Source organism: Fictibacillus barbaricus (assembly GCF_031457135.1).
In the GTDB taxonomy this organism is placed as follows: Bacteria; Bacillota; Bacilli; order Bacillales; family Fictibacillaceae; genus Fictibacillus; species Fictibacillus barbaricus_A.
Genome location: NZ_JAVDWA010000002.1, coordinates 183,972 through 208,312, shown reverse-complemented (window position 1 = coordinate 208,312; position 24,341 = coordinate 183,972). Strand labels below are relative to the sequence as shown.

The window sequence follows — 24,341 nt, the reverse complement described above, 5'->3', positions numbered from 1 at the left end:
TCCAATGCTCACCGCACACTGACAAAAAATACGAGCACATGTGAACGGATATCAACTATTATGAAAACTGTCAGAGTTATTCTAATTCTGAAAAACCTAATTCATATAGAACTACAGCAATTACTTGGTACCCTTTTTTATTTGGATGAACAGTATCAAATGATACAAGCTCTTTTTCTCTTCCTTTAAAGGCATCATATAAATCCCCCACTTTAACACAGGGGAATTTTTCAAAGGTTTTAATATACTTATTAAAAAGATTTACCCATTTCACAGCTGGTTGAAAGTTGGAATACGGATTATATAACGAACAGATTCTTACTAAGAACGGTTCCTTTGAATTTCTTTTGATTTTAAATATAAATTTGAAAATTTTATTGATATTCTTTTTACAATTATTTAAGGCTTCATACAATGGATTTTCTTCAAAGGTTAATAAATATTTGATTCCAGCCTGGATTAAATCGTTTCCACCAGCTGTTATAAGTATCATTTTAGATTTTCGAATCGATCGGATTACCTTTTTATCTCTCAGAGAATTTAAAATTTCCTTTGAGGTTAATCCGGTAATCGCAAAATTATTAACAAGAATTTGCTTATTAAATAGCTCTTCTGTAAAGCTGACGTATCTGCCAACATATCCTTTTCCTAATAAAGGTGCCCCTACTCCGACAGTTAAGGAATCTCCAATTGCAGTTAAAATCCAATCAAATTCTCTTGTTTTTTTGGGCATAATTCCTTCCCTCCATTTCGGAATCGCATCTTACTACTATAAATATGATGCAAGACAAAAATGGACAGGGCGTTTTAATCACTTCGCCAATAGGATTATGTCCCTTTTTAGAAAATTGAATATACATATATTGAAACTATTTTGAGGTGATTTTTTTTGAAAGAGAAGTTTGTAAGAATGTACCCGTATGGAGGGTATGATCCGTTTTCCACTCCTTCAGCAAAAGCTTTTTCACAAAGTCCTGTAATACCAGACCGGCCACCATACGCACAATCCCCGGCAGCGACACCATCTTCATTTACGCAGCCCTATGCACAAAACTATTCTCAAGGATTCATGCCTTATATGCCGCCAATGATGTCTCCAGGAGTGATGCCATATCCTATGATGCCTGGGATGGGTATGCCATTCATGCAGCCTCCGGGTAAACAAAATCCGATGATGATGGGTGCTAATAATCAGCAGCAGGGTTCGGGTCTTACGTTTGGAAAAGCAATGGGTGGAGCAAATCAATTAATGGGTCTTGCCCAACAGATGGGGAGCATACTTTCATTATTTAAATAGATGCCGGCTAATTCGGCATCTTTTTTTTATTCTGATAAAAGGCTTTTAATAAATAGGCAGCTTCTGTTTTATGAAGTCCAGCCCAATAGGTAAGCCATACATTTTGATTTGCTTTTATGTCTAGGCTGAATAAAGACGGATCTATTTCAAAATTAGAAAACCAGCTAGAAGATGAAAAGGGTCCTGTATACGGTTCTTTCCATACGTTCAACAATTCCGGACTATAAATTGGAGCATTCTTCGTTTTGAAAAAAGAGAGTTTTTCCTTTGTTTGTTCTTTTTGCAATGATTTACTTGTAAATACGGCGGGGTCATAATCTTTTCTAGACCCAGTATGAGTTCTACTGCAAGCAAATTTGAAAATACGATCATATATGTTATTTTGAAACAGTAAAACATATAGATTTTTTCCTAGCGATATACGTTTGTTAAGATTTTCAAAGTTCATCATTGTTTTTCCTGTTGCTTTTTTAAATGGAATGACGGGAAAAAGGATCTGTGATAATTGCAGCCAATTTTGCAGCCGGAAAGGAAGACTGTTTTTAATTGACTGAAATTCTTCCGTTTGAATTAAATGCTGCTCGATATGGTTTTGTTCATTAATGATCTGGGCTACAGGTAATAAAGGACTGACTTCACCATCAAAGCACAGCTCCCATATTCCTTCCATAAAGGGAGATACATTAAAATATTTACATAAATAAAAAAGTGATTGTTTTTCCTTCTTGCTTTCTTCATATAAAAGCAGCTGTGGAAAGGCATCCTGAAAAATCAGGCTGTTCCCCTTTTCCAGCATCTCATACAGCTTTTCCCTGGTAGAGTGCTCTATTAAGTGGGGTAAAAACTCTCCTTTCAAGTCGGTCATAAAATAACCAGCATTACGAGAAACCATATGAGCTAAAAAAGCCCAATGTATTTCTGGGTGTTTCTTGAAAAAAGTAAGATAAGCGGCTGTTCTCGTTATATTATTTTGATTGCAGTGCTCCGTTTGTTTTTTTATTTGTTGAATTAATTCTGTATTTCTTTTTTGAAAATGAATAATGGGAAGTGTTTTTGCAGATTTAATTTTACACCACTTTTGTTTGAGTTTTTGATAAAGTGTGTCATCAATTAACCAGATATTCTTTTCTTTTTTAACTAAATAAAAAAACTGAATAAAGAAATGAAACGGCAGAAGTGTTAATTTTGTAAGTATCCTTTTTGATCTTTTCAAAGTTAACACCACCTTTGTTTAAGAACAATATATGTTCCGATTACTTACGTAAACACAAAAAAACATCCGCTCTAGAAAACGGATGCTTTTTCATATTATTTGGTTGCGACGCCGCCCGATAATAAAAATTTCATTGCCTCTTCTGGTTTAACATCAAGGATTTTTAATTTTTCTTTTGGTACTAAAAATGTAAAGCCGGCAATCTGAAAGGTTTGCGGGATGTAGACCGCTACATGCCCTTCTAAATCTTCGCCTAGGCTGCTAAGTTCTTCTGTTGTAATAAAACCAATACTTTTCATGCCGATTTCAGGATATTCAATTAATACAACTGTTGAAAAAGAGCGCTTTTCGCCAAAAAATGAATGTATGGTATCTTTAATTACTGTGTAAACCGTTTTAACAAAAGGTGTTCTTTCTAAAATTCGGTCAATCAGTCTGAATATTTTCCCAGTAACATATTGCGTTGACATCCATCCAAGAAGTGTAATTAATAAGATGGTAGTAATTAATCCAATTCCAGGGATATAATCTTCTTTTAAAACATCCTTTAATAGGTTTCCAAGGATGCTATCTAGGAATGTAAAGATCTTATAGATGATATATACAGCTAGAACGATTGGAAGGATTGTCAGTAATCCATTGATAAAATATTTAAGTAATCTCTTCATGTTTTCCTCTTGCTTTTTATTTTAGGTTCTTCGATAAATGATCGTTGCTTTCAGGTCATTCTGCAAAGCTCTTTTCTAAACGCTCTTTTTTGAAAGATTGTTGCTATTTAGTAAGTGGTTTTCAAGCAAACCTTCTTTGGAAAGTTAATTGGAGCGAAAGGGCGAGACTCCTGCAGGATGAGTGGGCTCACCGCACACACTAAGGAAAGCGAGCCGCTGCAGAGGAGATTAACTCATTCAAAAGCAACAAAGTTTGCGAAAACAGTCTAATTTTATGATTTTAATGTTGAAGCACTGTTTTGAATCTTTGCCTTAAAGTGCTTTTGCAGCTCTGACGTAACAGGACCGATCTTATAGGATTGTTCCTGCTGCCCTTTCAATTTTACAACAGGAGTAACTTCCATCGTTGTACTTGTGATAAAAACCTCGTCAGCTCCAAGAAGATCATCAATCAAAAACGCTTCTTCCAAAATTGGTATTTGAAGCTCCTTTGCGACTTGCAAAACGATTTGTCTCGTAATTCCATTCAAAATAAGATTACTTGCAGGATGAGTTTGCAAAGTCCCATTTTTTACGATAAAGACATTTGAAGAAGACCCTTCAGTAACCATTCCTTCCCTATGCTGAATCGCCTCTTGGCAATCATAATCAGCGGCTTTTCGTTTAGCCATGACATTTCCAAGTAAGTTCAAACTTTTAATGTCACAGCGCAGCCATCGAATGTCTTCAGTTAAGTATGTTTGAATGCCGTTAGCATGAGATTGAGCGATTGATTCTAATGTAACCGATTTAGCATAGCCTGTAACTACACTTTGCATGTTTCGTTCATACAAATGATTTCGGGGTGCAACTCCTCTTGTCATCTGGATATAAACCATACCGTTCTGTACATTATTTTTCTTGATTAACTCATCAGTAAGGTGTTTAAACGTTGGAATATCGTAAGGTAAAGCAAGTTCCAGTTTGTTTGCGCTTTGAACAAAACGGTCAAAATGTTCATCAAAAGCAAAAGGCTTGCTGTCATAAACAAAGACGACTTCGTAGATCCCATCTCCGAATAAATAGCCTCTATCTTCAGGATCAACAGGAATCGAACCGTTTTTTATGATTTGGTCATGATATAGAACATATGAATTTTCCATTGATTTACCACCTCATCTACATATTATGTATACAATTGAGCTTTCATCTACTTTAAATGAAAAAGTGACTCCATTCAAGGGTCACTTTCAATTAAATTCATATTATTTCGAAGGTTCTTTCTAAGCTGTAGCTTTTTTCATTTGTTCCCTATTTTTATCAAGAAGAGGAACAGTCGATTTAAATAATAGGAAACCAATGATCGCACAAACGGCAAAGATAGTGGTCATACTTAGTGGAGATAGATAATGTCCCAAAGTGATACTGGATGCTGCAATGACCATTGCTCCATTATAAATCATGCCGCTGACAGCCATATACGCACTTCGGGAATCTTCAGGCGGAATTTCTGCCATGTATGCTTGTTTTACAGGAACATACATTAATTCACCGATTGTTGCGAGGATCATAACAGATAGAAGCAGCCAAACAGAGCTGCTGTAGGATATAACGAGATATCCAATGGAATATGTAATTAAACCTATATATAATACATTCCTATCCTTATATCGATTAATTAATTTACTGATGAACACAGCTAATAAAACGACAAGCACGGTATTCTCAGTACGAAGTATTCCTAACATCTGAACTCCATCAATATGAAATTGAAATAGATCTTGTGCTGGCATATGTTTGCTCAGTTTAACAGATATGTAGTTTGTTAAATGGAATTCTAAAGAAAGAATAAGTAAATAGCCTATTGTGAATTTAATAAAGATAGAATCTTTGAAGACTGTTTTATAATTTGAAAACATATCTTTTATGACATTAGGCTTAACTTTCTTCTCTCTCTTTACAGGTGTGTATGTTTCTTTAATAAAAAAGATAACGAGTAATGCTGATAGTAATGAAGCACCGGTTAATCCTAAAAAGAGTTCAAAGAGATAATTTTTAAATAAAAAGCCACCTAATAAACCACCAATCGCAATAGATAGATTACTAGTCCAATACGTAATACCATACATGAATTTGCGGTTTTCAGGTGTACTTACATCAATTAACATCGCTTGTGATGCGGGTCCTGCGAGTCCCCAGCAAATGCTGTTTACCATCATCATTCCTATAGTTATATAGGCGGCCAGTGTATTTGAGCTGACTAATGGACTGTTTGCTATTGCCATTACTAGGATCCCTGCAAAACGAAGAGACTCTGCATAGGCCATTATTTTTTTCCGCCCCATTAAATCTGCGTAATACCCACCGTAAAAACCAACAATGAATCCTACAAAGATATTAACGATAAGCAGTATCCCGGTTAATGTTTCTCCTACTCTGTCGGCTAGATAAATAGCCATAAAGGGATAAATCATTCCACCGATTGAACCAGAAATCAAAGATTCAATGATTCTAATTTTAATATTAGGATGAAAATCTCTAAAACGCATGGTTAACACCCACCTTTACACATTCATAATCAACTTTCTAACTATATGAAAAAAAGTAATATAATGTCAATGGAATCGTAAAAAAAACCGCAAAATGAGCGGTTTCAATTTACTGTTTTACAGTCTTAACGACCTTATTATTTTTCACGGTTACCACATAGTAAGCTTTATTCATACTAATGAGAAAGTCATCATCATATTGGTCTTTTAATTCTTCTTCTAATTTAAAAGACTGTTTAAAATGCTCATCTATTGCATTAATTTTTTCTTTACGTGCATTCTCTCGATTGATCGTATTAAAAACAAAATAAATTAAAAATAACGTTCCTAGGATGATGATCGTTTTTGCAGTTTTACTCAATTTGACTTCCCCTCTCCCTTATCTCCAAAATTCAGTATAACTCAATTGTCTCAAAACAAAAACACCCGGATTTACCAGGTGCCGAAATTATTTCCACCACGTATCATGCAGTGAGGCTGGGAGGTGCCGTTTATGTTTTGTGATCAGAAACCGTTTTTCTATTTTTTCTTTTGAGACAGTAGATATTTCCTTCCCCTCTAAATAATCATCGATTTCATCATAAGTAACACCTAAAGCTGTTTCGTCAGGAATCAATGGTTTATCATCTTCCAAATCTGCAGTCGGGACTTTTAGGTAAATTTTCTCTTCTGCTCCAAGTTCTCTTAATAAAGCTCTTCCCTGGCGTTTGTTTAGACCAGTCAAAGGTACGACATCACATGCGCCATCACCATGTTTTGTGAAAAAGCCGGTTATCGCTTCAGCAGCATGATCCGTTCCGATTACTAGCGATTGATATGCTCCTGCAATATCGTACTGTACTTTCATCCGTTCACGTGCTTTATTATTTCCTTTTAAAAAATGGGAAAGTTCCTTGCCAGTTGCATCCGTGAAATTTTGTAAGGATGCATCAACTGCAGACTTAATATTAACGGTTAAGGATACATCAGGTTTAATAAATGATAATGCTCTTTGTGCATCTTCTTCATCCTGCTGAACGCCATAAGGAAGTCTGACAGCTATAAACCGATAATTTTCTCCAGTCTCTTCGCGAAGCTGTTCCATCGCCATCTGTGCCAGCTTACCAGCTAAACTGGAATCTTGTCCTCCGCTTATTCCTAATACATATCCTTTTGCACCAGATTTTTTCACATAATCTTTTAGGAAATTTATTCTTTCATTGATCTCCTTATTAGCCTCTATCACTGGTTTTACAAGAAGTTCTTTTATGATTTCTCTTTGTAGTTCCATGAATATCGCCGCCTTTATTAATGATTTATTTCCTCATTTTCCACAAAGCTGACTTCTTTAATCAAGATTGTAATCTTTCTCTAGCTCTTCAAGGCAATGCAGTGATCGTTTGGACCAATCACTATTCTCTTCTCTTAATTTGATTTTATAAGTGTTCAGTGCTTTTCTTAATGACTCATTATAATCAGGAATGGTGTCCTCTTTATATTCTGCAACTGTATGTACCGGCATCCATGCGCGCTCCCGGTAGCTTAAAGCTTTTCTCTCTTGAAAGAATGGTACATTTGCTTGTTTAGGGTTATGTAGATCACCTTGCCAGGGGTGCTTTTGAACAGCAAGTACTTCAATCAGCACCATTTGGTTTCTTTCGTCCTCTGCCTTGCCTATATATTGCCCTGTTTTATAACTGGCAACAACAATATTTTTACTTTCTGTCATTTCTGGCCTCCAAAGCGCGGATCTCTTCTGAAACGGTGAAAGCTAGATCTTCATTCCCGAATAAGGATAAAACTTGAAGCAAGGTTTCATGAGGGATCATTTCTGCTTCATCTTTTGATACCGTTTGTTCAAGCATGTGCATCACATATTCATTTTTTACTTGGTCAGGATATGCTTTTAAATAGACAGCCTTTGGATCTAAATCATTATTTACACACCATTGTGCATAAATGATAATCATCATCCCTTCATCTTTTTGATAATTATTAATCACTTTTTCCGAGATCTCATCGGCACGATTCATCGGTTTTTTCCTCCTAGGCTCATTTCTACAAGATTGTTTACCACTTTATTGAAAAGTTGATTGTAGTGCAAGGTGCGAAACTCATCGAAAATGAAAAACACATTTTCTTCATTCGATATTTTGCGGCCGTTGCCTTCCTTGTTCTGCGGGATCAGTGGGGTCATCGCACGCCCCGGGAAAAGCCAGCATCCTGAAACGGAGATAAACTCCACCAAAAACAGCCTTTAGATTAGAATGTTATAATTTAAGTCTACATTAATTCAGGGTAAAAGAAAAAGCCAGTAAATTACTGGCTTCAATGATTAGGCGTTCTGTTTCTCTTTTTTCTCTTCTTCATAACGGTTACGTGGATGTTCAAGACACTCTTTCGTACAAGAACGTTTATGCTTTACTTCACACTCCGTACAGCAAACATGCTGTTTGTTGCATTCAGGATTCGCACAGTTCACGTATCGGTCTTCTGTTTTACCGCAATAATAACAAGTTGAGATAACTGTATCTTCTTCTGTTTGATTAACGGGTACAGAAATTCTTTCATCAAAAACATAACATTTCCCATCCCATAAACGGCCTTGAACTTCTGGGTCTTTCCCGTAAGTAACAATTCCGCCTTCAAGCTGTGATACGTCTTTAAAACCTTCTTGCATCAGGAATCCAGAAAATTTTTCACATCTGATTCCGCCAGTACAATATGTTAATACTTTCTTGTCTTTAAATTCACTTAAATTTTCACGTACCCATGTAGGGAAATCACGTGAAGCTTTTACATCAGGTTTGATTGCACCACGGAAGTGGCCAATCTCATATTCATAATCGTTTCGGCCATCAATTACGATTACATCTTCATCTTGAAGTGCTTCGTAAAATTCTTTTGGAGACAGTCGTTTACCTGAAAGCTGATTCGGATTAACATCTTCCTCAAAGCGCCATGTAACAAGCTCCTTTTTATGCCGGACGAATATTTTTTTAAAAGTATGTTCTTCAACTTCATCTATTTTAAAAACGATATCCGCAAACCTTGAATCCGATTTTAGATGATTCATATAAATTTCTGTTTGTTCGTATGTTCCTGAAACGGTTCCGTTTATTCCTTCAGGAGCTACTATAATTCTCCCTAAAAGTCCTAAATCCTTACAAAACTTTAAATGTTCGTTTTTAAAGTTTTCCGGATCATCAATCTGTACATACTTATAATACAAAAGTACTCGCATTTTCTCTGACATGATTTAATCACCAACCTGCAACGTTAGTTATTTTATGACGCCAAATAAAAAACCACTGGTCCCAATTACATAACCCCGTGATCCCCTTGGTGAATACCGGATAAACCGATAATCATTATTAAATTGGAAGTGGCGCGCCCACCAGGATTCGAACCCAGAATACGAGAGCCGAAATCTCGTGTGATATCCATTTCACTATAGGCGCTTATTACGTCACGATTATTATCATAAACAATAAATCGTGATTTTACAAGTACTTTTTACAGCATTTTAATAAACAGTCCTTAATTTACCAAATTAAGGGGATTGAGGGCCTTTTCATTACTCTCATATATCGTGATTAACGGTTCTTCGGGATGCCATTTGAATACACCGTTTTCTCCGTTTAAGATAGCCGGAATATGCAGTGTTGAAGAATATGGATCTTCAAACCAAACTCCATGAGATAGAATATTGGCAATGAACAGTTCAGCTTCGAGTTCCAAGTATTGAATCCTTTTTTCCCATTCCATCTTTTCTTGAGGGTTCAATTCAGATTCAACCTGCTGAAAAGATTGATGCCATAAGTCAAATTCTCTTTGCAGGTTATGCAATGAATCGAGCTCTTTCACTATAACAGGCAATAATTGGTTCGCTTCTTCTAGTGTATAACGCTTCATCGTATAAACTCCTTCACATTCTTGAATGTATTATATCAAAAGAAGGAATAATTGCCCATAAAGAATACTTGGTTGAATTTAAATGTTTTCCGTCAGTCTTTATTGGACTTATACTTTAATCAGAAATTAATCTTTATTTAAATGGCAGTATTCGTAAATCTTTGTTGTTTTTTGAAGTAGTTGATCTCCGTTTCAGAATACTCGCTTTCCGCGGGAATTAAGGGATCATACTAATTGAACCTGATGTGACTCTCCAGTACCAAAGAAAAAACCTTTTGGTTTCCCAAAAGGTTAAATGGTAAGACATAGATCTTTTTTAGGACATTTCAAATCTAAATAAAAATCTCTAACCGTGTCATCCTCAAGCAATTCTGGAAAATCTCTTCTATATTCGGAACTGATTAAAATTTGTTCAACGAGGTCAGAAGATCCTTTTCTTAACAGCAATTTTAACGTTAGCCATTTGTTTCGTTTTGACTTTAGATGGAATTTTGTAATGAAAAGCATGATTCTATCATCGCTTGAAAATGTCTTTTCCTTTTCTTTTCGTAAATTAATATGAGAAACGGTTTTCATAGTGAAACACCCTCCTTTAATTTGCGAGCTCTTAATACCATTATTATTCAGTTTTTTCTGAAATATACTTGTCCATTTACAGAAATCTAGTTTTAATGTGGACGGGTATTAATAGAACACCTTACATTTGCTGTGAAACTCAACATTTGATTTAATAAATCTATGAAGCAAATACTAGGAGCTGTGTTAAATGAAAAACTTACAAAAAGAAATTATCTTAGGTGATTTTCAATCGATTCTCTCTGAATCAGGTACTTGGAAAATGGGTGGCTTCCCTCTTCCAGATGGATCATTCCATGAGTTTAGAGAACCAGAGGCAGTAGTTATCGTTCGGAATAATGAATTATACGTTCGAGTGAGCCCTTTTACAAAATCACACCCTTCTGTTCAATTTTTAGATAATGCCAAACACATGTATTATTCAAATGAATCCATCAAGGTTCCAAATGAAGGAATGATTTCTTTCCAATGGAAAATGCGTGCCCGCCCAATTGGAACAAATCCAAATGATCTATATGATGGTTTTGTTTCTGTAAATTTATTAGATTTTACTACAGGTGCTGCTCTTGATTTTTTTGCAGGCAATGATCAGTTTGCCAGTGTATATGCCGTTTTGCCGTTTCCTGGTGTTCAAGTACCTGAAATAAAGCAAACAAGATATTTTTGTATCTTTAAAGAAGATTCATCTTTTCACAATAGAGAGTGGAATGACTATCAAATTAGTTACAATCGTGAGCTTGATGAAGTGATGTTCTCAATAAATGGTACAGAAATTCGCAGAGAAAAAAATGTGCCAATTAAGTTCAATGAATTTACAGTTGCACTTGGATTAATGACAGAAAAAGATTTATCTCCTGAAGGGAGTACTTCTCTTCATGGACAAGGCATCATTGGAGAATGGTCACCAATGAAAGTTACAATTGACAGCTGATAATAGGAACGATAGATTGCCAAAGGTCTGCAGCATGCGGGCCTTTTTTTATTTATTCTATCAATAGTATGAAAATTCCTTTTTTTGCGACAGTTTTATATAATAAGTATTGAGATAATAAGAGAGGATGCGGCAAAATGAAACAAATTAATCAAATAAGCATTAAAGAATTAACATTAGATGAGCTTACCCTCTATCTTGAAACCGGAGACTTAACATCTGTTGAACTCGTAAAAGGCTATTTAGAACGCATTGCAGCCTTTGATCAAGCTGGTCCTAGTATTAATTCTGTGCTGGAAGTGAATCCAGAGGCTTTATTCATTGCAAAAAAGATGGATTTCGAACGTTCAAATGGAAAAATCAGAGGTCCGTTGCATGGAGTACCCGTTATCATTAAAGATAATATTGATACAGCCGATCAAATGCATACAAGTGCAGGTTCTCTCGCTTTGCAAAATCATTATGCTGAAAAAGATGCGTTTATTGTAAAAAAATTGAGAGATGCTGGAGCCATTATTCTAGGGAAGGCGAATATGACAGAATGGGCTAACTTTATGGCTTATGATATGCCTAGTGGATACAGTTCTAGAGGTGGTCAAGTATTAAATCCTTATGGCCCTGGAATTCATGATGTAAGTGGATCGAGTTCAGGTTCAGCTGCTGCTGTCGCTTGTAACTTTACAATGCTTGCGGTTGGTACTGAAACTGCCGGTTCTATACTTTGTCCAGCTGGAAACAACAATATTGTAGGCATAAAACCAACTGTAGGTCTTGTATCAAGAACAGGAATTATTCCGATTTCTATTAGTCAAGACACCGCTGGCCCTATGGCTAGAAACGTGAAGGATGCTGCTAGGCTGCTAGAAGTACTGGCGGGTTATGACGATGGGGACGCTGCAACACATTCTGCTACTATTTTACATTCGTATACAGACGGATTGGAAAATGCAACGTTGAAAGGAAAAAGAATCGGAATCTCCTATCAATTCTGTATAAGAGATCTAAATGATAAACAAAAATCTGTATTTGATGAATCCCTGGCTTTGCTGAAAACTAAAGGAGCAGAAATTATCTATTTAGATCAAATATCCCCATTAGAAAATGAAAATTTCAATTATAAGGTATTACTTCATGAATTCAAATCAGGAATTAATAATTACTTGAAAACCGTTTCCCCCGCGTTAGGTATCAGGACTTTGTCGGACATTATTGAATACAATAACCGTCATCAAGAGAATTGCCTTCTACATAACCAGGAATTGTTGATAGAAAGTGACCAAACAGATGGAAAATTAACGAGTGCAGCCTATTTAAATGCCAGATTAAACGATTTGAGAAGCTCACAAGACGACGGCATTGATTTAGTAATGAAAGATCATCAGCTGGATGCATTAATCAGTCCTAATGATGTTTGGTATGGAATTCCGGCAAAAGCAGGCTATCCCTCCATATCTGTGCCATCGGGATTTGATGACAATGGTTTGCCGTTAAGTATAATATTAACAGCAGGGGCATTTTCAGAGAAAAAGCTGATCGAAATCGCATATGCATATGAACAAATCACACAGCATCGAGTCCCTATTAAATATTAAATTGACGGTGTTAACTCGGCTTTTATAAAAAAAGGTTTAAAAAAAGGAAGGGTCTGTCCCGGGACAGACCCTTCCTTTTATACAACTTTGCTGATAATATCAATAGCTTGTTCAATATCATTTGAATCTACATCGTAATGAGTAGTGAATCGAATAAGCCCTTCGCCAAAAGAAACGGCGAGTACTCCCTTTTTCTTTAACTCTTCTAAAAATTCTTCATTTGATTTATGAGTTTTTTCAATGTTTACGATTACGATATTAGTCTCAGGCTTATTGACTAATGAAATGCCTTCCATATTTTCGATTGCATCCGCTAGTCTTAAGGCTTTAACATGATCTTCTTGAAGTCTGTCCACCATTTCTGTTAAAGAAATAATTCCGCTAGCGCCTAAAATACCCGCCTGTCGCAGTCCGCCACCAAGCCGTTTTCGCCATTTTCTTGCTTTTTGTATCATTTGTTTGTTTCCTGCCAAAATAGAACCAACAGGTGACCCCAGTCCTTTAGATAGGCAAATTTGTACACTATCGCAATATTGTGTATAATCAGCTGCTTTTTTATGTGAAGCAACAACCGCATTGAATAAACGTGCTCCATCTATATGTACAGGGATTGATGCAGTTTGGGCAATATCATAAATGGCCTTCATGTTATCAAAAGATACGATGGAGCCTCCGGAACGGTTATGGGTATTTTCTAAACAGATGAGTGAAGTATCGGGAAAATGAATATCTTGTGATCGAATGGCATTTCTAACATCCAATGGTTTCATCTCGCCATTTTGGCCGCTAACCACACGAGGCTGAACCCCAGCTAAAGCTGATATTGCTGCACCTTCATAGAAAAATATATGTGATTCAGATTCCACAACGATTTCATCGCCGGGTGAACAATTTGCTAAAACAGCTAATTGGTTGCCTTGAGTGCCGCTTGTAACAAATAATGCATTTTCTTTCCCTAGCATATCTGCTGCAAGCTCTTCTAATTTATTAATGGTTGGATCTTCACCATAAACATCATCACCAACGGTTGCTTCAAAAATTGCTTTCCGCATTTTTTGTGTAGGCTTTGTAACAGTATCACTTCTTAAATCAATCATTTTTCACACCTCTTTTTTCTATTACTCCAAATATAAAACCGGCATTTCGTTGTATCACATCGAATCCTAATTCTTGAAACTTACTGCTCTTTTTATTGTCTTTCATCACAACACGCTGCGATGCAACCCTTTTCGCTTCAGTTATTATTTCGGGTGTTATCGAGCTATAATTTGCACTTCCCTTTAGTCCTTCTAATCCAGGTGATTGAATAGTAGATTCAAACATGGGATCGAAATAAACAACATCATAGCTGTTCGTTTTACATTTTTTTAAGTAATCAAAGTGATTCGCGTGAATGACTTGGATTCTTCGCATGGCTTCGTTCATGTCTGAAACTTGGCTATCCCATATTTTCAATCCGCTTTCTACAACAAAAGAAATAGCTTTGCTGCTTTCTATGCCAGTTACACTCCCCTGTTCTCCAGTTGCCAGACTGGCAACGATAGAATCAGATCCTAAACCTAATGTGCAATCCAGTACTGACATTCCCTGCTTAAGTTTTAATGCTTCGATCAATGGATCAGTTTCTCCTCTAAGAATTTGCTTGACTCTGAACATGGAAGAATTGGGATGAAAGAAAAAAGGTGCAGTTCCCTCTTTTGGATGAAAAGATATTTTATCTACTCCAATCATCATAACATCATCTTTATACTCTTCAATTATGGACGAGATTGATTGTTTTTCTCTTACTAAAAAAGAACATTTTAAGGTTAGTGCAATTTTTTCTGCCTTGCTGCGAATTTTATTTGCATTTTTTCCAGCTGTTGTAACAATCATATAACCCACCTATCTAAATATTAACCTTTTTAACATATTGCGTAATATTTGCATAACTTTTGGAACAAACCTAAAATATGGGAAGATACATATGAGGAGGCAACATCATGAAAAGTAACTCTCCCTTCCTTCGCTTAGGAAGAATGATATACCGTTTCCGCAAAACTATTATATCATTTTGGATATTGACGACCATTCTTTTAGGTTTTTATGCTTTAAAACTCCCTGGTATTTTAAATGGGAGCGGGTTTGAAATGGATGGTTCTTTTCAAAAAGTAGAAAACATCCTGAAAGATCAATTTCACCAGCCTAAATCATCCGTTATGCTTGTTTTTGATTCTAAAAAATTTCAGACTGGCGATCCCGCTTACAAAAAGTTTGTTTCGAGCACACTAGCATCTATGAGGGACGTGGATGATGTTGTAGGCGTGCAAAACCCGTATGATGTACCAGACAAAATGATGAAAGAACATGTATCATATGCTTCTGTTCAGTTCGATAAAAGTTTTGGAGATTTAAAGAAATCAATAGAACAAATAAGAGACAGGCTGCCGAAAGAGGATAATATCTCAGTAGCACTGACAGGGGGACCTGTTATTGCTGAGGACATGAATACGGCTAGCCAGCAAGATTTAGCAAGAGCTGAAGCAATTGGCATTCCAGCTGCTCTTATTATTTTGTTATTTGCATTTGGAGGATTAATTGCGGCAGGTTTGCCCATTATAGTGGGTTTAATCAGTGTTGCCAGTTCTCTTGGTCTATTATATTTTTATGGTTTAGAAGCTAACGTAAGCATATTTTTACTAAATGTTGTACCGATGATAGGGCTTGCACTAGGAATTGATTTTGCCTTATTACTCGTTAATCGTTTTCGAGAGGAACTTCATCGCGGTATTGAACAAGCAACGATTATCTCTGTTCAGACAGCAGGAAGATCGATTGCCTTTTCTGGCCTATGTGTGTTTTTAGGATTGTCAGGCATGATGTTAATCAATGTAGATATCTTTAAAACAGTAGCAATAGGCGGTATGGTAGTAGTTATCTTATCCGTATTAAATGCAATTACGTTTTTACCGGCGGTTCTTGCTGTTCTTGGGCCAAAAGTGAATGCATTAAAATTATTTAAGACGAAAGAACAGTCTAAATCAGTATGGTACAAATTTGCTTCTTCTGTTATGAAGCGTCCTGTCATAATGGCTGTATTAGCAGCTCTTATACTAGGACTTTCTGTTACACCTATTAAAAATATGAAACTTTCAATCCCAGAAGCAGAGGCACTGCCCCCTGATTACGAATCACGTACAGCATTTGAAAAGTTTGAAAAAACATTTGGTGAAGATGAATTATATCCAGTGTTACTTATTGCTAAGGCAAAAGGATCGTATCTTAAAAATGAGGATTCATTTCAATCTTTACAGCAATTAGTTAACGACCTTAATAAGGAAAAAGAAATTTCAAAAACAGAATCGATTTTTGATTATACGAAACAATTTAGCAATAAAGAATTATTTCAAATGCTGCAGACCGATGAAGGGAAAAAGCAACTTAATCCGATTATCAAACCTTTTATTAATGGAGATACTGCGGTTGTGCGAGCCTACTTATCCGTTGATGTCACAGGCAGTAAAGCTAAACAGTTTGTAAAGGATTGGGAAAAGGAACATGATGGCCTCAAGCTTACTATTGGAGGAGCCACAAAATTTAACCAAGAAATTTTCGATGAGATTATTCAAAAAGCTCCCTATGGCTTAGCTATTGTACTTATTACAACTCTATTTATTTTGATGTTTGCTTTCCGATCAATTTTTATTCCGATAAAAGCAATCATCATGAACATGCTGAGTCTTTGTGCTACGTTCGGTATCGTTGTATGGATTTTTCAAAGCGGAATTTTTATGGAGCCAGTAGAAATAGGATTGATGATTCCCGTCTTTACATTCGGTATTGTTTTTGGATTAAGTATGGACTATGAAGTATTTTTGATATCAAGAATACAAGAGATTTACGAAGAAACTGGCGATAATGATCATGCAACTCTATCCGGTTTAACTTCTACTTCCAAAATTATAACTTCAGCTGCAGCGATTATGATTGTTATAACAGGATCGTTTGCATTTACAGATGTTATGCCAGTTAAACAAATTGGAATCGCCATCGCTCTTGCCATCTTTATTGATGCAACGATTGTAAGGATGATTCTAGTACCCTCTCTCATGAAACTGCTAGGACACTGGAACTGGTGGATGCCTTTCTCCAATAAAAATAAAGCCAAAAAACACAGTACTCTTTCATAAGAGTGCTGTGTTTTTTAATTAGGCTGTTTTAGTAAAGTTTGTTGCTTTTGGAAGTAGTTGATTTCCTTTCCAGATTGCTCGCTTTCCGGGGGGGGGGGTGCGGTGAGCCTCCTAAGCGCTTCGCACTTTCCGGAGTCTCACCTGTCTAGCTGCAGCGGTTAGCCCCTCGAGGTCAAAAGTTAAATGGTCTGAAAGCAAAAAACGCCTTTTTAACCCATTTTCCTTTTGCTTGTCGGGGCTGTACAAACCGTTACCGCTTTTCGTTTGTCCCACTAATCCCCCAGGAGTCTCGCACCTTGTACTTCAATCAACTTTTCAATGAAGTCAGCAAAAATGCCTTGAAAGTAACAATCCATCAGAAAAAGAGCATTCTATAAAAGATTTTTATTAAGAAAAGATTGAGAGGTTTAGTAAACGCATGTCCTCAATCTGGTTTTATTTAAACAGTTGTGGGAATTCAGGATGTTTTGTCCTATAATAAGAATAAGCTTTTTATATGTAGAGGTGTATATATGGTTGAAACTGTACTTATTCTGATTCTTTCTTATTTACTCGGCTCTATCCCCTTTGCACTTCTTGTCGGAAAGCTCGGGTTTGGTATTGACATCAGACAGCATGGAAGCGGCAATTTAGGCGGGACAAATACTTTTAGGGTGTTAGGAAAAAAAGCTGGATTTATCGTTTCAGCTTCAGATGTACTAAAGGGTACACTTGCAGCAAGCCTTCCCTTTTTGCTGAATGCCGATCTTCACCCATTACTTGCAGGCATTCCTGCTGTGATTGGACATTGTTACCCGGTATTTGCAAAGTTTAAAGGTGGAAAAGCAGTAGCTACTTCTGGCGGGGTATTGTTATTTGTGGAACCTTTATTATTTTTGTTAGTCGTACTGATCTTTTTTATTGCGTTATACATATGTCAGTTTGTCTCACTGTCATCCATAATTGCTGGAATTGGTTCAGTTGTTTTAGGTTATTTTTTCTCAGATTTGCTTACAACTTATATTCTTATTGGGTTTACACTATTCCTGGTATATAGGCATAGACAAAATATTGTGAGAATCGCAAATGGGACTGAGCCAAAAGTAAAGTGGATAAGAAAACGTTCTTCTTCTTGAGAACGTTTTTTATTTTGTGCAATAACATAAATACAGGCTGTTGCCTGCTTAATTCATCCTATAAGTATTATTTTTCATTTAGGTTTTGTATGAGCTTTTCGAAAAAATAGGCTCTTCTCCCAAAAAAGTACAGGCGATTTCACTAAAAACTCCGCATTTGTCCGTGTCCGTTTTATGGTTTTGGTCATATGGTGTAATGTGACGTTGACCTATACTTGAAAATTTGGAGGGACAATAATGGAAAATAAGAAAATGAATATGCCTTATGGTGAAAATATGAACATGAAGCCAGTTGCAAACATGCCATTATATCATCACCATCATCATGGTGGCGGATACGGACATGGCTGTGGATTCCTTATTATCGTTGTGTTGTTTATCCTATTGATCATCATCGGTGCGACAGCTTTTCATGGTAAAGATGACTGTGAAAAAGACGAGTCATCATCCTCATCTTCTTGTCATTAATAAATATTTATTCTATTAAAAAAGAGCTGCTTAATAGCTGCTCTTTTTTTTAGTATATGTTACCATATTTATGTAAATAAAAATCCAGCAGAGCTGGATTTTTTAGCAGTGTTTATCATATGCACTGATCAGATTTTCAAGAATTTCTTCCGGTGCGTGATTTTCAATATTATGCCGGTGAATAAAGTGCACCACTTCTCCGTTTTTTAAAAGGGCCATAGATGGTGATGATGGCGGGATATCACCAAAAAATTCTCTAATTTGAGCTGTTGCTTCTTTATCCTGTCCTGCAAATACTGTAACGAAGCTATCAGGCTTTACTGAATGATTTAGTGAAGCAACTGCGACAGGACGAGCTAAACCTGCTGCACAACCGCACACTGAGTTAATTACGACAAGTGCTGTACCTTCTGTTTCATTCATAAAATAATTTACTTCTTCTGGTGTTTTTAATTCCTCAAAACCAGCACGGGTTAATTCATCTCTCATAGGCTGAGCCATTTGTTTCATATATTCTTCATAGGCATTCATAAATGTTCCTCCTGAAAACAAATTCTTTTACATACATTGTTATTATAACGGAGAAACCGTAATTTTTAAATGTTTCTACTTATTTTGTGAATCATTACGTTATCTATTACATTTACTTTCTTATTTGCTTCGTTTGGGAAAACGAATTGGTTAATCATCACCTTTGCTACGATTTCAGCTTCAATAGGCTGATATTTTTTTGGGAAAATGAATGGAAAAGCTTTATATAGTTTCTCAGCAAACCTTTCACCAAAACGGAATTCATCACGATCTCCGATTAGCAGCGACGGTCTCATTATTGTTAAATGATTTAAGTAAAGCGCTGATAATTGATTCTCCATCTCACCCTTTACTCTATTATAAAAAAAGGCTGATTTTGAATCTGCTCCCATAGCTGATATTACTACAACATCAGCTTGCATTTTTTTAGCAAGCACCCCTAATTTAAGAGGAATATGTAAATCAACTTCTTTAAAAGACTCTTTTGTTTTTGCCTTCTTCATTGTAGTTCCGATACAGATCAACATACAATCAGCAGAGACATCATTCAATGTATATTCTTTTTTGGAAAAGTCGAATTCAATTTGTCTTATTTTAGGGTCATCCACATTTATTGGGTTTCTTACGAGTAAAATAATTTCTTTAAATGCAGGGTCGTTAATAAGCTGCTTTACTGCTTCTCTCCCAATCAGACCGCTAGATCCTGCTACAATTACGGTTTTATTTTCCATAACATGATTATCCCTTCAATTGGATTCTTTTTTATAAAAGGCCGTTTTCGCAATCATTGTTGTTTTTGAATGCAGAAGAGCCTAAAAAAATAGACAGGTTGGTGTTTAAATTTGGAACATACTTATTTTATCACTGGTTTTCCTGGATTTATAGCTACTAGACTTTTGAATGGATTACGTAAAAAGTACCCAAGTGCCTCTTTTTATTTATTAGTCTTAAAACAAGAAATGGAACTGGCAAGTAAATCAATTAAGGCAAATGACGCCAATATTCATCTTATTGAAGGTGATATTACACAAGTAGATCTTGGCATACCACAGACAAAAATGGATGAATTAAAAGAGAGAGTTACCCATTTCATCCATTTGGCAGCATTGTATGACCTAACAATACCATATACTCCAGCCTATGCATGTAATGTACAAGGAACTGAACATATCATTCAACTCGTGAAAAAATGTAAACAAATGAAAAGGTTTTGTTATTTCAGCACTGCCTATGTTTCTGGTAATGAAAAAGGAATAGTTGTTGAAGACCGTTTAATTAAACCTGTTAGTTTCCGAAACCATTATGAACATACCAAATATTTGGCAGAACAAAAGGTGCAGGCTATTAAAGATCATATTCCTGTAACCATAATTCGGCCAGGGATTATTGTTGGCGATTCAAAATCTGGAGAAACAACAAAATTTGATGGTCCATATTTCATGATGAAATTTCTAAAACGATTTGCATACTTGCCTGTACCTTATATAGGTAAAACGGAGTCTCGTATTCACTTGGTTCCAGTAGATTTTATTATAAATGCCTCTATTTTTTTGATGCATGATATCCGTGGTATCTCAAAGACCTATCATTTAGTAAGTCCTGATTCTCCTACTGTAGAAGAGGCATATAGGTTAATTAGCCATGAGCTGAATAAAAAAGAACCAAGCTGGTATTTACCTAGAATTGCAGCAGAAAGTATTTTATCTATTTCTTTTATTTCAAAATGGCTTGGTGTACCAAAGGAAGTTCTCTCCTATTTTACACATGAAGCACACTACGATACTTCTCAATTGGAACACGATTTACATGGAACAGATATTGAGTTTCCACAATTTGAACAATTCATAAAACCAGTTGTTCAATACTTTAAAGAAAATGCACATAATCATACATTAAAGCGATATTAATGGAAGCTCTTTAATCTTGTATTAACTAGCTATTTTCAAAAACAGCACTATAGCAACAATCTTATAGAATAGAGCCATTAAAAAAGAATTCAGGAAATTCCTGAATTCTTTCTCTTTAAAAAGCTTGTTTTTGCAAAATAGTTGCCCCGAGTGTGTTTTTAAAATGTGAGAGTGCCCATGTATGTCCTGCTTGATCGAAACTTTGAACTGCATCTTCGTGGATAACGATTTTAAATCCTTTATTGTAAGCATCAACGGCAGTATGCAAAACACAAATATCCGTACATACTCCTGATAGATGAATTTCACTAATATTTCTTTCTCTTAACTTTATTTCTAAATTGGTTCCCGCAAATGCACTATATCGGGTTTTATCAAGCCATAATAGATGTTCTGAGTTCCGGTTCTCGATATGTACATTTTTTAGTAATCCATACAATTCTCTGCCTTCTGTATCCCGGATATTATGCGGAGGGAAAAGTTTGCTCTCTGGGTGATAATCGTCATTTTGATCATGTACATCTACTGCAAAAACGACAAAATCATTATTTTTTAAAAAATCGTTCGTTAAGGAAACAATTCTTTCTTCGATTTCCTGGGCTGGCTTTCCGCACGTTAATTTTCCTTCATCAGCTACAAAATCATTTGTATAATCAATAACCAATAATGCCTTCATAAAATCCTCCTATTAATTAAGTGTTTCAATTTCAATGCTTTTAATCCCGTTAATTTTCTTCAAGTCATCATAAAGATCTGTCGTATATCTTCTTTCATAGATTTTTGTAGCCAATTCCATCTTTCGATTGTCGTTCTCCAAATCCTTTATTCTTACATTCACAATTTTAACTTTTAACTCATTTATTTGTCTCATCACTTCACTCATGTTGGTATCGGAATCTACAATAAGTTTTAATTTAATCTCGATTTGCCTCAGTGCTCTTGGGCCAATCCACTTCATTATTAGGGGTACTAATTCAACACTAATCATAATAAAAAAAGCACCAATAGCGGCTTCTTTAAAAAATCCAGCTCCAGCTGCGATTCCTAAACCTGAAGCTCCCCATATCATAGCTGCGGTTGTAAGACCGGATATCACATCGTTATTTCTTCTTAAAATGACGCCAGCGCCTAAAAAACCGATGCCGCTTACAATTTGAGCGGCTAAACGCATAGGGTCCATAACCGTTTGTCCGGTAAGCTGTGAATAATTTTCAGCTGACTCAATGCTGACAATCGTAAGAAGACAGCTGCTGATCGAAATAACAAGGCTTGTTTTAAGCCCCACCGGTTTGTTTTTTAATTCGCGTTCAATGCCGATAATTAATCCAAAGATAGCGGAAAACCCTAGTTTGACAAATATGATGCTCATGATGTTAACACCTCTCTCTATAAATGCTCTTATATAATAATACGCAAAATAAACCATAAAATCCTTCTGAAAAATGATTCACCGAATTGAAAGAAAGGTTGTTTGCGTTTATAATAGGATTTAATTGTCAGAAAATAAAAATAATTCAGTTAAAAGGAGGTTTTGGTATTTTTTTCACCATTAAAATAAAGGAGGAAGAGCTATGCTGCCAAAAAAACAGCCAAACGTTAATGTTTCCAATTACAGTGCTATTGTTCAATCCAGCTATTTTAAACAACTTATGGAAAAGAAAAAACGTTTCATTGTACCGATGACTTTGTTTTTTTTCGTGTTTTATTTTAGTCTTCCCATTCTTACTGCTTATACAGATGTCTTAAATAATCCAGCCATTGGAAGTATAACATGGGCATGGATTTTTGCTTTTGCTCAGTTTATCATGACATGGTCACTTTGTGTGCTGTATACGAAAAAAGCTAAAACATTTGATGAACTCGCTGATCAAGTAATTGCAGAAATGGACAAGGAGGCTTCTTCATGAATGTTACTGCCTTTTCATTGTTTTTAGGAATCGTCGCTTTAACACTCGTTATTACGTATTTTGCTTCGAAACGGACGAATACAACTAGCGAATTTTATACGGCAGACGGCGGCCTTACAGGTATGCAGAACGGACTTGCTATCGCTGGAGATTATATGTCTGCTGCCTCATTTTTAGGTATTGCTGGGTCTATCGCTTTATCTGGTTTTGATGGTTTCTTCTACAGTATCGGATTTCTTGTTGCCTATTTGGTGGTCCTTTATTTAGTAGCCGAACCGTTAAGGAATTTAGGCAAATATACAATGGCAGATATGATTGCAGCCCGTTTTAACGACAAGAAAATTCGCAGTGTTGCGGCATTAAATACAATTTCAATTTCAACGTTTTATATGGTTGCTCAGCTAGTTGGTGCAGGTGCACTTATTAAATTATTGCTTGGATTAGATTATGTTTATTCCGTTTTAATCGTCGGGGTATTAATGACGGTTTATGTAGTTTTTGGAGGTATGACAGCAACATCATGGGTTCAAATTGTAAAAGCTGTATTGCTGATGCTTGGAACATTTATCATATCTGTAATGGTATTTGCTAAATTTCATTTTAGTTTTACAGAAATGTTCGATCACATGAAGTCTGCTACTCCACTTGGAGAATCCTTTTTAAATCCAGGAAACAAATTTAAGGATCCGCTCGACACGATCTCACTAAATTTAGCACTGGTTTTAGGCACGGCTGGACTACCGCATATATTGATTCGATTCTTCACAGTAAAAGATGCGATTACAGCCCGGAAATCAGTCGTATATGCGACTTGGTTAATTGGTGTGTTTTACATTATGACGATCTTTTTAGGATTTGGTGCTGCTGCGTTTGTTGGCAACGACAATATTATTGCTGCAAATGCCGCTGGAAATATGGCAGCACCACTATTAGCTGAAGTTTTAGGAGGCGAATTTTTATTTGCATTTGTTTCCGCTGTAGCCTTTGCTACTATCTTAGCAGTTGTAGCAGGATTGGTTTTGTCAGCAGCTTCAGCATTTGCGCATGATTTTTATACCCACATCGTTAGAAAAGGGAATGCCACTGAAAAAGAACAAATGAAAGCAGCGAAATGGGCATCTGTCGGTGTGGCTGTAATATCAATCATACTTGCTCTATTTGCACAGAAATTAAATGTGGCGTTTCTTGTTTCCTTAGCATTTGCGGTAGCAGCAAGTGCCAATTTGCCAATCATCTTACTTACAATATTTTGGAAGCGGTTTAATACTGCCGGAGCAGTGACTGGCATGCTTGTTGGTTTGTTGAGCTCACTTCTGTTAGTAGCTATTTCTCCGAGCGTATGGTCACCAGTTGAAGGTGCAGCCATTCTAACGGGAGATCCGCTCTTCCCTCTATCTAACCCAGGAATTGTTTCAATACCACTTGGATTCATAGGTGCTTTTGTTGGTACTCTTCTTTCTAAACCATCTGATGAAGAAAAGTTTAATGAAATATTAGTAAAAGCAAATACTGGATCAGGGATTAGAAAAGGAGCGTAAATACAGG

The 24,341-nt window shown here is 36.1% G+C and carries 27 protein-coding genes and 1 tRNA gene; 9 read left to right on the top strand and 19 right to left on the bottom strand.

Annotation, left to right across the window (positions count from 1 at the left end; genetic code table 11):
* Positions 1 to 76: 76 nt before the first annotated feature.
* Positions 77 to 733 (bottom strand): GDSL-type esterase/lipase family protein, encoded by a 657-nt coding sequence (locus tag J2X07_RS06465; protein ID WP_310257631.1) that lies wholly within the window; start codon positions 731 to 733, stop codon positions 77 to 79.
* 156 nt (positions 734 to 889) lie between these two features.
* On the opposite strand from J2X07_RS06465, the gene J2X07_RS06460 reads away from it, so the two are divergent.
* Positions 890 to 1,297 carry a hypothetical protein gene (locus tag J2X07_RS06460; protein WP_310257630.1) on the top strand — a complete coding sequence of 136 codons (408 nt, stop codon included), beginning with the start codon at positions 890 to 892 and terminating at the stop codon, positions 1,295 to 1,297.
* Between the two features lie 7 nt (positions 1,298 to 1,304).
* Here J2X07_RS06460 and J2X07_RS06455 read toward each other — a convergent pair whose 3' ends face one another.
* The 12 genes from J2X07_RS06455 to J2X07_RS06400 all read right to left on the bottom strand — a co-directional run bounded on the left by J2X07_RS06455 (position 1,305) and on the right by J2X07_RS06400 (position 10,176).
* Positions 1,305 to 2,510 (bottom strand): DUF2515 family protein, encoded by a 1,206-nt coding sequence (locus tag J2X07_RS06455; protein ID WP_310257629.1) that lies wholly within the window; start codon positions 2,508 to 2,510, stop codon positions 1,305 to 1,307.
* A gap of 95 nt (positions 2,511 to 2,605) precedes the next feature.
* A complete protein-coding gene (locus J2X07_RS06450) occupies positions 2,606 to 3,178 on the bottom strand; it encodes a DUF502 domain-containing protein (RefSeq protein ID WP_310257628.1) in 573 nt (190 codons plus the stop codon).
* Between the two features lie 272 nt (positions 3,179 to 3,450).
* Entirely contained in the window at positions 3,451 to 4,320 is an 870-nt protein-coding gene (gene dat, locus J2X07_RS06445) for a D-amino-acid transaminase (RefSeq protein ID WP_310257627.1), read from the bottom strand.
* 120 nt (positions 4,321 to 4,440) lie between these two features.
* The gene (locus J2X07_RS06440) at positions 4,441 to 5,706 is read right to left on the bottom strand and encodes an MDR family MFS transporter (protein WP_310257623.1); all 1,266 of its coding nucleotides are present in this window, start codon (positions 5,704 to 5,706) and stop codon (positions 4,441 to 4,443) included.
* A 109-nt stretch (positions 5,707 to 5,815) separates the two neighbouring features.
* Positions 5,816 to 6,067 carry a hypothetical protein gene (locus tag J2X07_RS06435; protein WP_310257622.1) on the bottom strand — a complete coding sequence of 84 codons (252 nt, stop codon included), beginning with the start codon at positions 6,065 to 6,067 and terminating at the stop codon, positions 5,816 to 5,818.
* Between the two features lie 87 nt (positions 6,068 to 6,154).
* Complete coding sequence (gene nadE, locus J2X07_RS06430) at positions 6,155 to 6,976, bottom strand: ammonia-dependent NAD(+) synthetase (RefSeq protein ID WP_310257620.1); 822 nt, start codon at positions 6,974 to 6,976, stop codon at positions 6,155 to 6,157.
* Positions 6,977 to 7,033: 57 nt separating this feature from the next.
* On the bottom strand, positions 7,034 to 7,414 hold the full coding sequence (locus J2X07_RS06425; protein WP_310257619.1) for a kinase-associated lipoprotein B: 381 nt from the start codon (positions 7,412 to 7,414) through the stop codon (positions 7,034 to 7,036).
* The gene (locus tag J2X07_RS06420) at positions 7,401 to 7,718 is read right to left on the bottom strand and encodes a hypothetical protein (protein ID WP_310257617.1); all 318 of its coding nucleotides are present in this window, start codon (positions 7,716 to 7,718) and stop codon (positions 7,401 to 7,403) included. The genes J2X07_RS06425 and J2X07_RS06420 overlap by 14 nt, the downstream gene beginning before the upstream one ends.
* Before the next feature lie 302 nt (positions 7,719 to 8,020).
* Complete coding sequence (locus tag J2X07_RS06415) at positions 8,021 to 8,941, bottom strand: rhodanese-related sulfurtransferase (protein ID WP_310257615.1); 921 nt, start codon at positions 8,939 to 8,941, stop codon at positions 8,021 to 8,023.
* 130 nt (positions 8,942 to 9,071) lie between these two features.
* A tRNA-Arg gene (locus J2X07_RS06410) sits at positions 9,072 to 9,146 on the bottom strand.
* A gap of 79 nt (positions 9,147 to 9,225) precedes the next feature.
* The gene (locus J2X07_RS06405) at positions 9,226 to 9,600 is read right to left on the bottom strand and encodes a DUF2203 domain-containing protein (RefSeq protein ID WP_310257613.1); all 375 of its coding nucleotides are present in this window, start codon (positions 9,598 to 9,600) and stop codon (positions 9,226 to 9,228) included.
* A 291-nt stretch (positions 9,601 to 9,891) separates the two neighbouring features.
* Positions 9,892 to 10,176 (bottom strand): hypothetical protein, encoded by a 285-nt coding sequence (locus J2X07_RS06400; RefSeq protein ID WP_310257612.1) that lies wholly within the window; start codon positions 10,174 to 10,176, stop codon positions 9,892 to 9,894.
* Positions 10,177 to 10,366: 190 nt separating this feature from the next.
* Between J2X07_RS06400 and J2X07_RS06395 the strand changes: the two genes are divergently transcribed.
* On the top strand, positions 10,367 to 11,107 hold the full coding sequence (locus tag J2X07_RS06395) for a DUF6081 family protein (RefSeq protein ID WP_310257611.1): 741 nt from the start codon (positions 10,367 to 10,369) through the stop codon (positions 11,105 to 11,107).
* A 137-nt stretch (positions 11,108 to 11,244) separates the two neighbouring features.
* A complete protein-coding gene (locus J2X07_RS06390; protein WP_310257610.1) occupies positions 11,245 to 12,699 on the top strand; it encodes an amidase family protein in 1,455 nt (484 codons plus the stop codon).
* 77 nt (positions 12,700 to 12,776) lie between these two features.
* Here the strand turns inward: J2X07_RS06390 and ltaE are convergent, their stop codons facing one another.
* Positions 12,777 to 13,796 (bottom strand): low-specificity L-threonine aldolase, encoded by a 1,020-nt coding sequence (ltaE, locus tag J2X07_RS06385; RefSeq protein ID WP_310257609.1) that lies wholly within the window; start codon positions 13,794 to 13,796, stop codon positions 12,777 to 12,779.
* Positions 13,789 to 14,574 (bottom strand): class I SAM-dependent methyltransferase, encoded by a 786-nt coding sequence (locus tag J2X07_RS06380; RefSeq protein WP_310257608.1) that lies wholly within the window; start codon positions 14,572 to 14,574, stop codon positions 13,789 to 13,791. The genes ltaE and J2X07_RS06380 overlap by 8 nt, the downstream gene beginning before the upstream one ends.
* A gap of 107 nt (positions 14,575 to 14,681) precedes the next feature.
* Here J2X07_RS06380 and J2X07_RS06375 point away from each other — a divergent pair, with 107 nt between their 5' ends.
* The 3 genes from J2X07_RS06375 (at position 14,682) to J2X07_RS19965 (ending at position 18,451) form a co-directional block, all read left to right on the top strand.
* Positions 14,682 to 16,868 (top strand): MMPL family transporter, encoded by a 2,187-nt coding sequence (locus J2X07_RS06375; RefSeq protein ID WP_310257607.1) that lies wholly within the window; start codon positions 14,682 to 14,684, stop codon positions 16,866 to 16,868.
* Positions 16,869 to 17,380: 512 nt separating this feature from the next.
* Complete coding sequence (gene plsY, locus J2X07_RS06370; RefSeq protein ID WP_310257606.1) at positions 17,381 to 17,983, top strand: glycerol-3-phosphate 1-O-acyltransferase PlsY; 603 nt, start codon at positions 17,381 to 17,383, stop codon at positions 17,981 to 17,983.
* 237 nt (positions 17,984 to 18,220) lie between these two features.
* On the top strand, positions 18,221 to 18,451 hold the full coding sequence (locus J2X07_RS19965; protein ID WP_396193687.1) for a YjcZ family sporulation protein: 231 nt from the start codon (positions 18,221 to 18,223) through the stop codon (positions 18,449 to 18,451).
* A 102-nt stretch (positions 18,452 to 18,553) separates the two neighbouring features.
* Here the strand turns inward: J2X07_RS19965 and J2X07_RS06360 are convergent, their stop codons facing one another.
* Complete coding sequence (locus J2X07_RS06360; RefSeq protein WP_310257605.1) at positions 18,554 to 18,982, bottom strand: BrxA/BrxB family bacilliredoxin; 429 nt, start codon at positions 18,980 to 18,982, stop codon at positions 18,554 to 18,556.
* Positions 18,983 to 19,047: 65 nt separating this feature from the next.
* Positions 19,048 to 19,713: an oxidoreductase gene (locus J2X07_RS06355; protein ID WP_310257604.1), complete on the bottom strand. Its 666-nt coding sequence runs from the start codon at positions 19,711 to 19,713 to the stop codon at positions 19,048 to 19,050.
* 111 nt (positions 19,714 to 19,824) lie between these two features.
* On the opposite strand from J2X07_RS06355, the gene J2X07_RS06350 reads away from it, so the two are divergent.
* Positions 19,825 to 20,889 carry an SDR family oxidoreductase gene (locus J2X07_RS06350; protein WP_310257603.1) on the top strand — a complete coding sequence of 355 codons (1,065 nt, stop codon included), beginning with the start codon at positions 19,825 to 19,827 and terminating at the stop codon, positions 20,887 to 20,889.
* 115 nt (positions 20,890 to 21,004) lie between these two features.
* On the opposite strand, the gene J2X07_RS06345 is transcribed toward J2X07_RS06350, so the two are convergent.
* On the bottom strand, positions 21,005 to 21,565 hold the full coding sequence (locus tag J2X07_RS06345) for a cysteine hydrolase family protein (RefSeq protein WP_310257602.1): 561 nt from the start codon (positions 21,563 to 21,565) through the stop codon (positions 21,005 to 21,007).
* Between the two features lie 12 nt (positions 21,566 to 21,577).
* A complete protein-coding gene (locus tag J2X07_RS06340; RefSeq protein WP_310257601.1) occupies positions 21,578 to 22,258 on the bottom strand; it encodes an MgtC/SapB family protein in 681 nt (226 codons plus the stop codon).
* A gap of 202 nt (positions 22,259 to 22,460) precedes the next feature.
* Between J2X07_RS06340 and J2X07_RS06335 the strand changes: the two genes are divergently transcribed.
* Both J2X07_RS06335 and J2X07_RS06330 read left to right on the top strand, forming a co-directional pair.
* Positions 22,461 to 22,796 carry a DUF485 domain-containing protein gene (locus J2X07_RS06335; protein ID WP_310257600.1) on the top strand — a complete coding sequence of 112 codons (336 nt, stop codon included), beginning with the start codon at positions 22,461 to 22,463 and terminating at the stop codon, positions 22,794 to 22,796.
* A complete protein-coding gene (locus J2X07_RS06330; protein WP_310257598.1) occupies positions 22,793 to 24,334 on the top strand; it encodes a solute symporter family protein in 1,542 nt (513 codons plus the stop codon). The genes J2X07_RS06335 and J2X07_RS06330 overlap by 4 nt, the downstream gene beginning before the upstream one ends.
* Positions 24,335 to 24,341 lie beyond the last annotated feature (7 nt).

Bases quoted from the DNA above. Each gene is read 5' to 3' on its own strand.
- J2X07_RS19965 (WP_396193687.1), top strand. From the start codon at position 18,221: ATGGAAAATAAGAAAATGAATATGCCTTATGGTGAAAATATGAACATG.
- J2X07_RS06345 (WP_310257602.1), bottom strand. From the start codon at position 21,565: ATGAAGGCATTATTGGTTATTGATTATACAAATGATTTTGTAGCTGAT.
- J2X07_RS06395 (WP_310257611.1), top strand. From the start codon at position 10,367: ATGAAAAACTTACAAAAAGAAATTATCTTAGGTGATTTTCAATCGATT.
- J2X07_RS06425 (WP_310257619.1), bottom strand. From the start codon at position 7,414: ATGACAGAAAGTAAAAATATTGTTGTTGCCAGTTATAAAACAGGGCAA.
- J2X07_RS06390 (WP_310257610.1), top strand. From the start codon at position 11,245: ATGAAACAAATTAATCAAATAAGCATTAAAGAATTAACATTAGATGAG.
- J2X07_RS06415 (WP_310257615.1), bottom strand. From the start codon at position 8,941: ATGTCAGAGAAAATGCGAGTACTTTTGTATTATAAGTATGTACAGATT.
- J2X07_RS06330 (WP_310257598.1), top strand. From the start codon at position 22,793: ATGAATGTTACTGCCTTTTCATTGTTTTTAGGAATCGTCGCTTTAACA.
- J2X07_RS06355 (WP_310257604.1), bottom strand. From the start codon at position 19,713: ATGGAAAATAAAACCGTAATTGTAGCAGGATCTAGCGGTCTGATTGGG.
- J2X07_RS06450 (WP_310257628.1), bottom strand. From the start codon at position 3,178: ATGAAGAGATTACTTAAATATTTTATCAATGGATTACTGACAATCCTT.
- J2X07_RS06400 (WP_310257612.1), bottom strand. From the start codon at position 10,176: ATGAAAACCGTTTCTCATATTAATTTACGAAAAGAAAAGGAAAAGACA.
- J2X07_RS06420 (WP_310257617.1), bottom strand. From the start codon at position 7,718: ATGAATCGTGCCGATGAGATCTCGGAAAAAGTGATTAATAATTATCAA.
- J2X07_RS06340 (WP_310257601.1), bottom strand. From the start codon at position 22,258: ATGAGCATCATATTTGTCAAACTAGGGTTTTCCGCTATCTTTGGATTA.
- J2X07_RS06380 (WP_310257608.1), bottom strand. From the start codon at position 14,574: ATGATTGTTACAACAGCTGGAAAAAATGCAAATAAAATTCGCAGCAAG.
- J2X07_RS06465 (WP_310257631.1), bottom strand. From the start codon at position 733: ATGCCCAAAAAAACAAGAGAATTTGATTGGATTTTAACTGCAATTGGA.
- J2X07_RS06440 (WP_310257623.1), bottom strand. From the start codon at position 5,706: ATGCGTTTTAGAGATTTTCATCCTAATATTAAAATTAGAATCATTGAA.
- J2X07_RS06335 (WP_310257600.1), top strand. From the start codon at position 22,461: ATGCTGCCAAAAAAACAGCCAAACGTTAATGTTTCCAATTACAGTGCT.
- J2X07_RS06360 (WP_310257605.1), bottom strand. From the start codon at position 18,982: ATGAATGCCTATGAAGAATATATGAAACAAATGGCTCAGCCTATGAGA.
- ltaE (WP_310257609.1), bottom strand. From the start codon at position 13,796: ATGATTGATTTAAGAAGTGATACTGTTACAAAGCCTACACAAAAAATG.
- J2X07_RS06405 (WP_310257613.1), bottom strand. From the start codon at position 9,600: ATGAAGCGTTATACACTAGAAGAAGCGAACCAATTATTGCCTGTTATA.
- nadE (WP_310257620.1), bottom strand. From the start codon at position 6,976: ATGGAACTACAAAGAGAAATCATAAAAGAACTTCTTGTAAAACCAGTG.
- dat (WP_310257627.1), bottom strand. From the start codon at position 4,320: ATGGAAAATTCATATGTTCTATATCATGACCAAATCATAAAAAACGGT.
- plsY (WP_310257606.1), top strand. From the start codon at position 17,381: ATGGTTGAAACTGTACTTATTCTGATTCTTTCTTATTTACTCGGCTCT.
- J2X07_RS06375 (WP_310257607.1), top strand. From the start codon at position 14,682: ATGAAAAGTAACTCTCCCTTCCTTCGCTTAGGAAGAATGATATACCGT.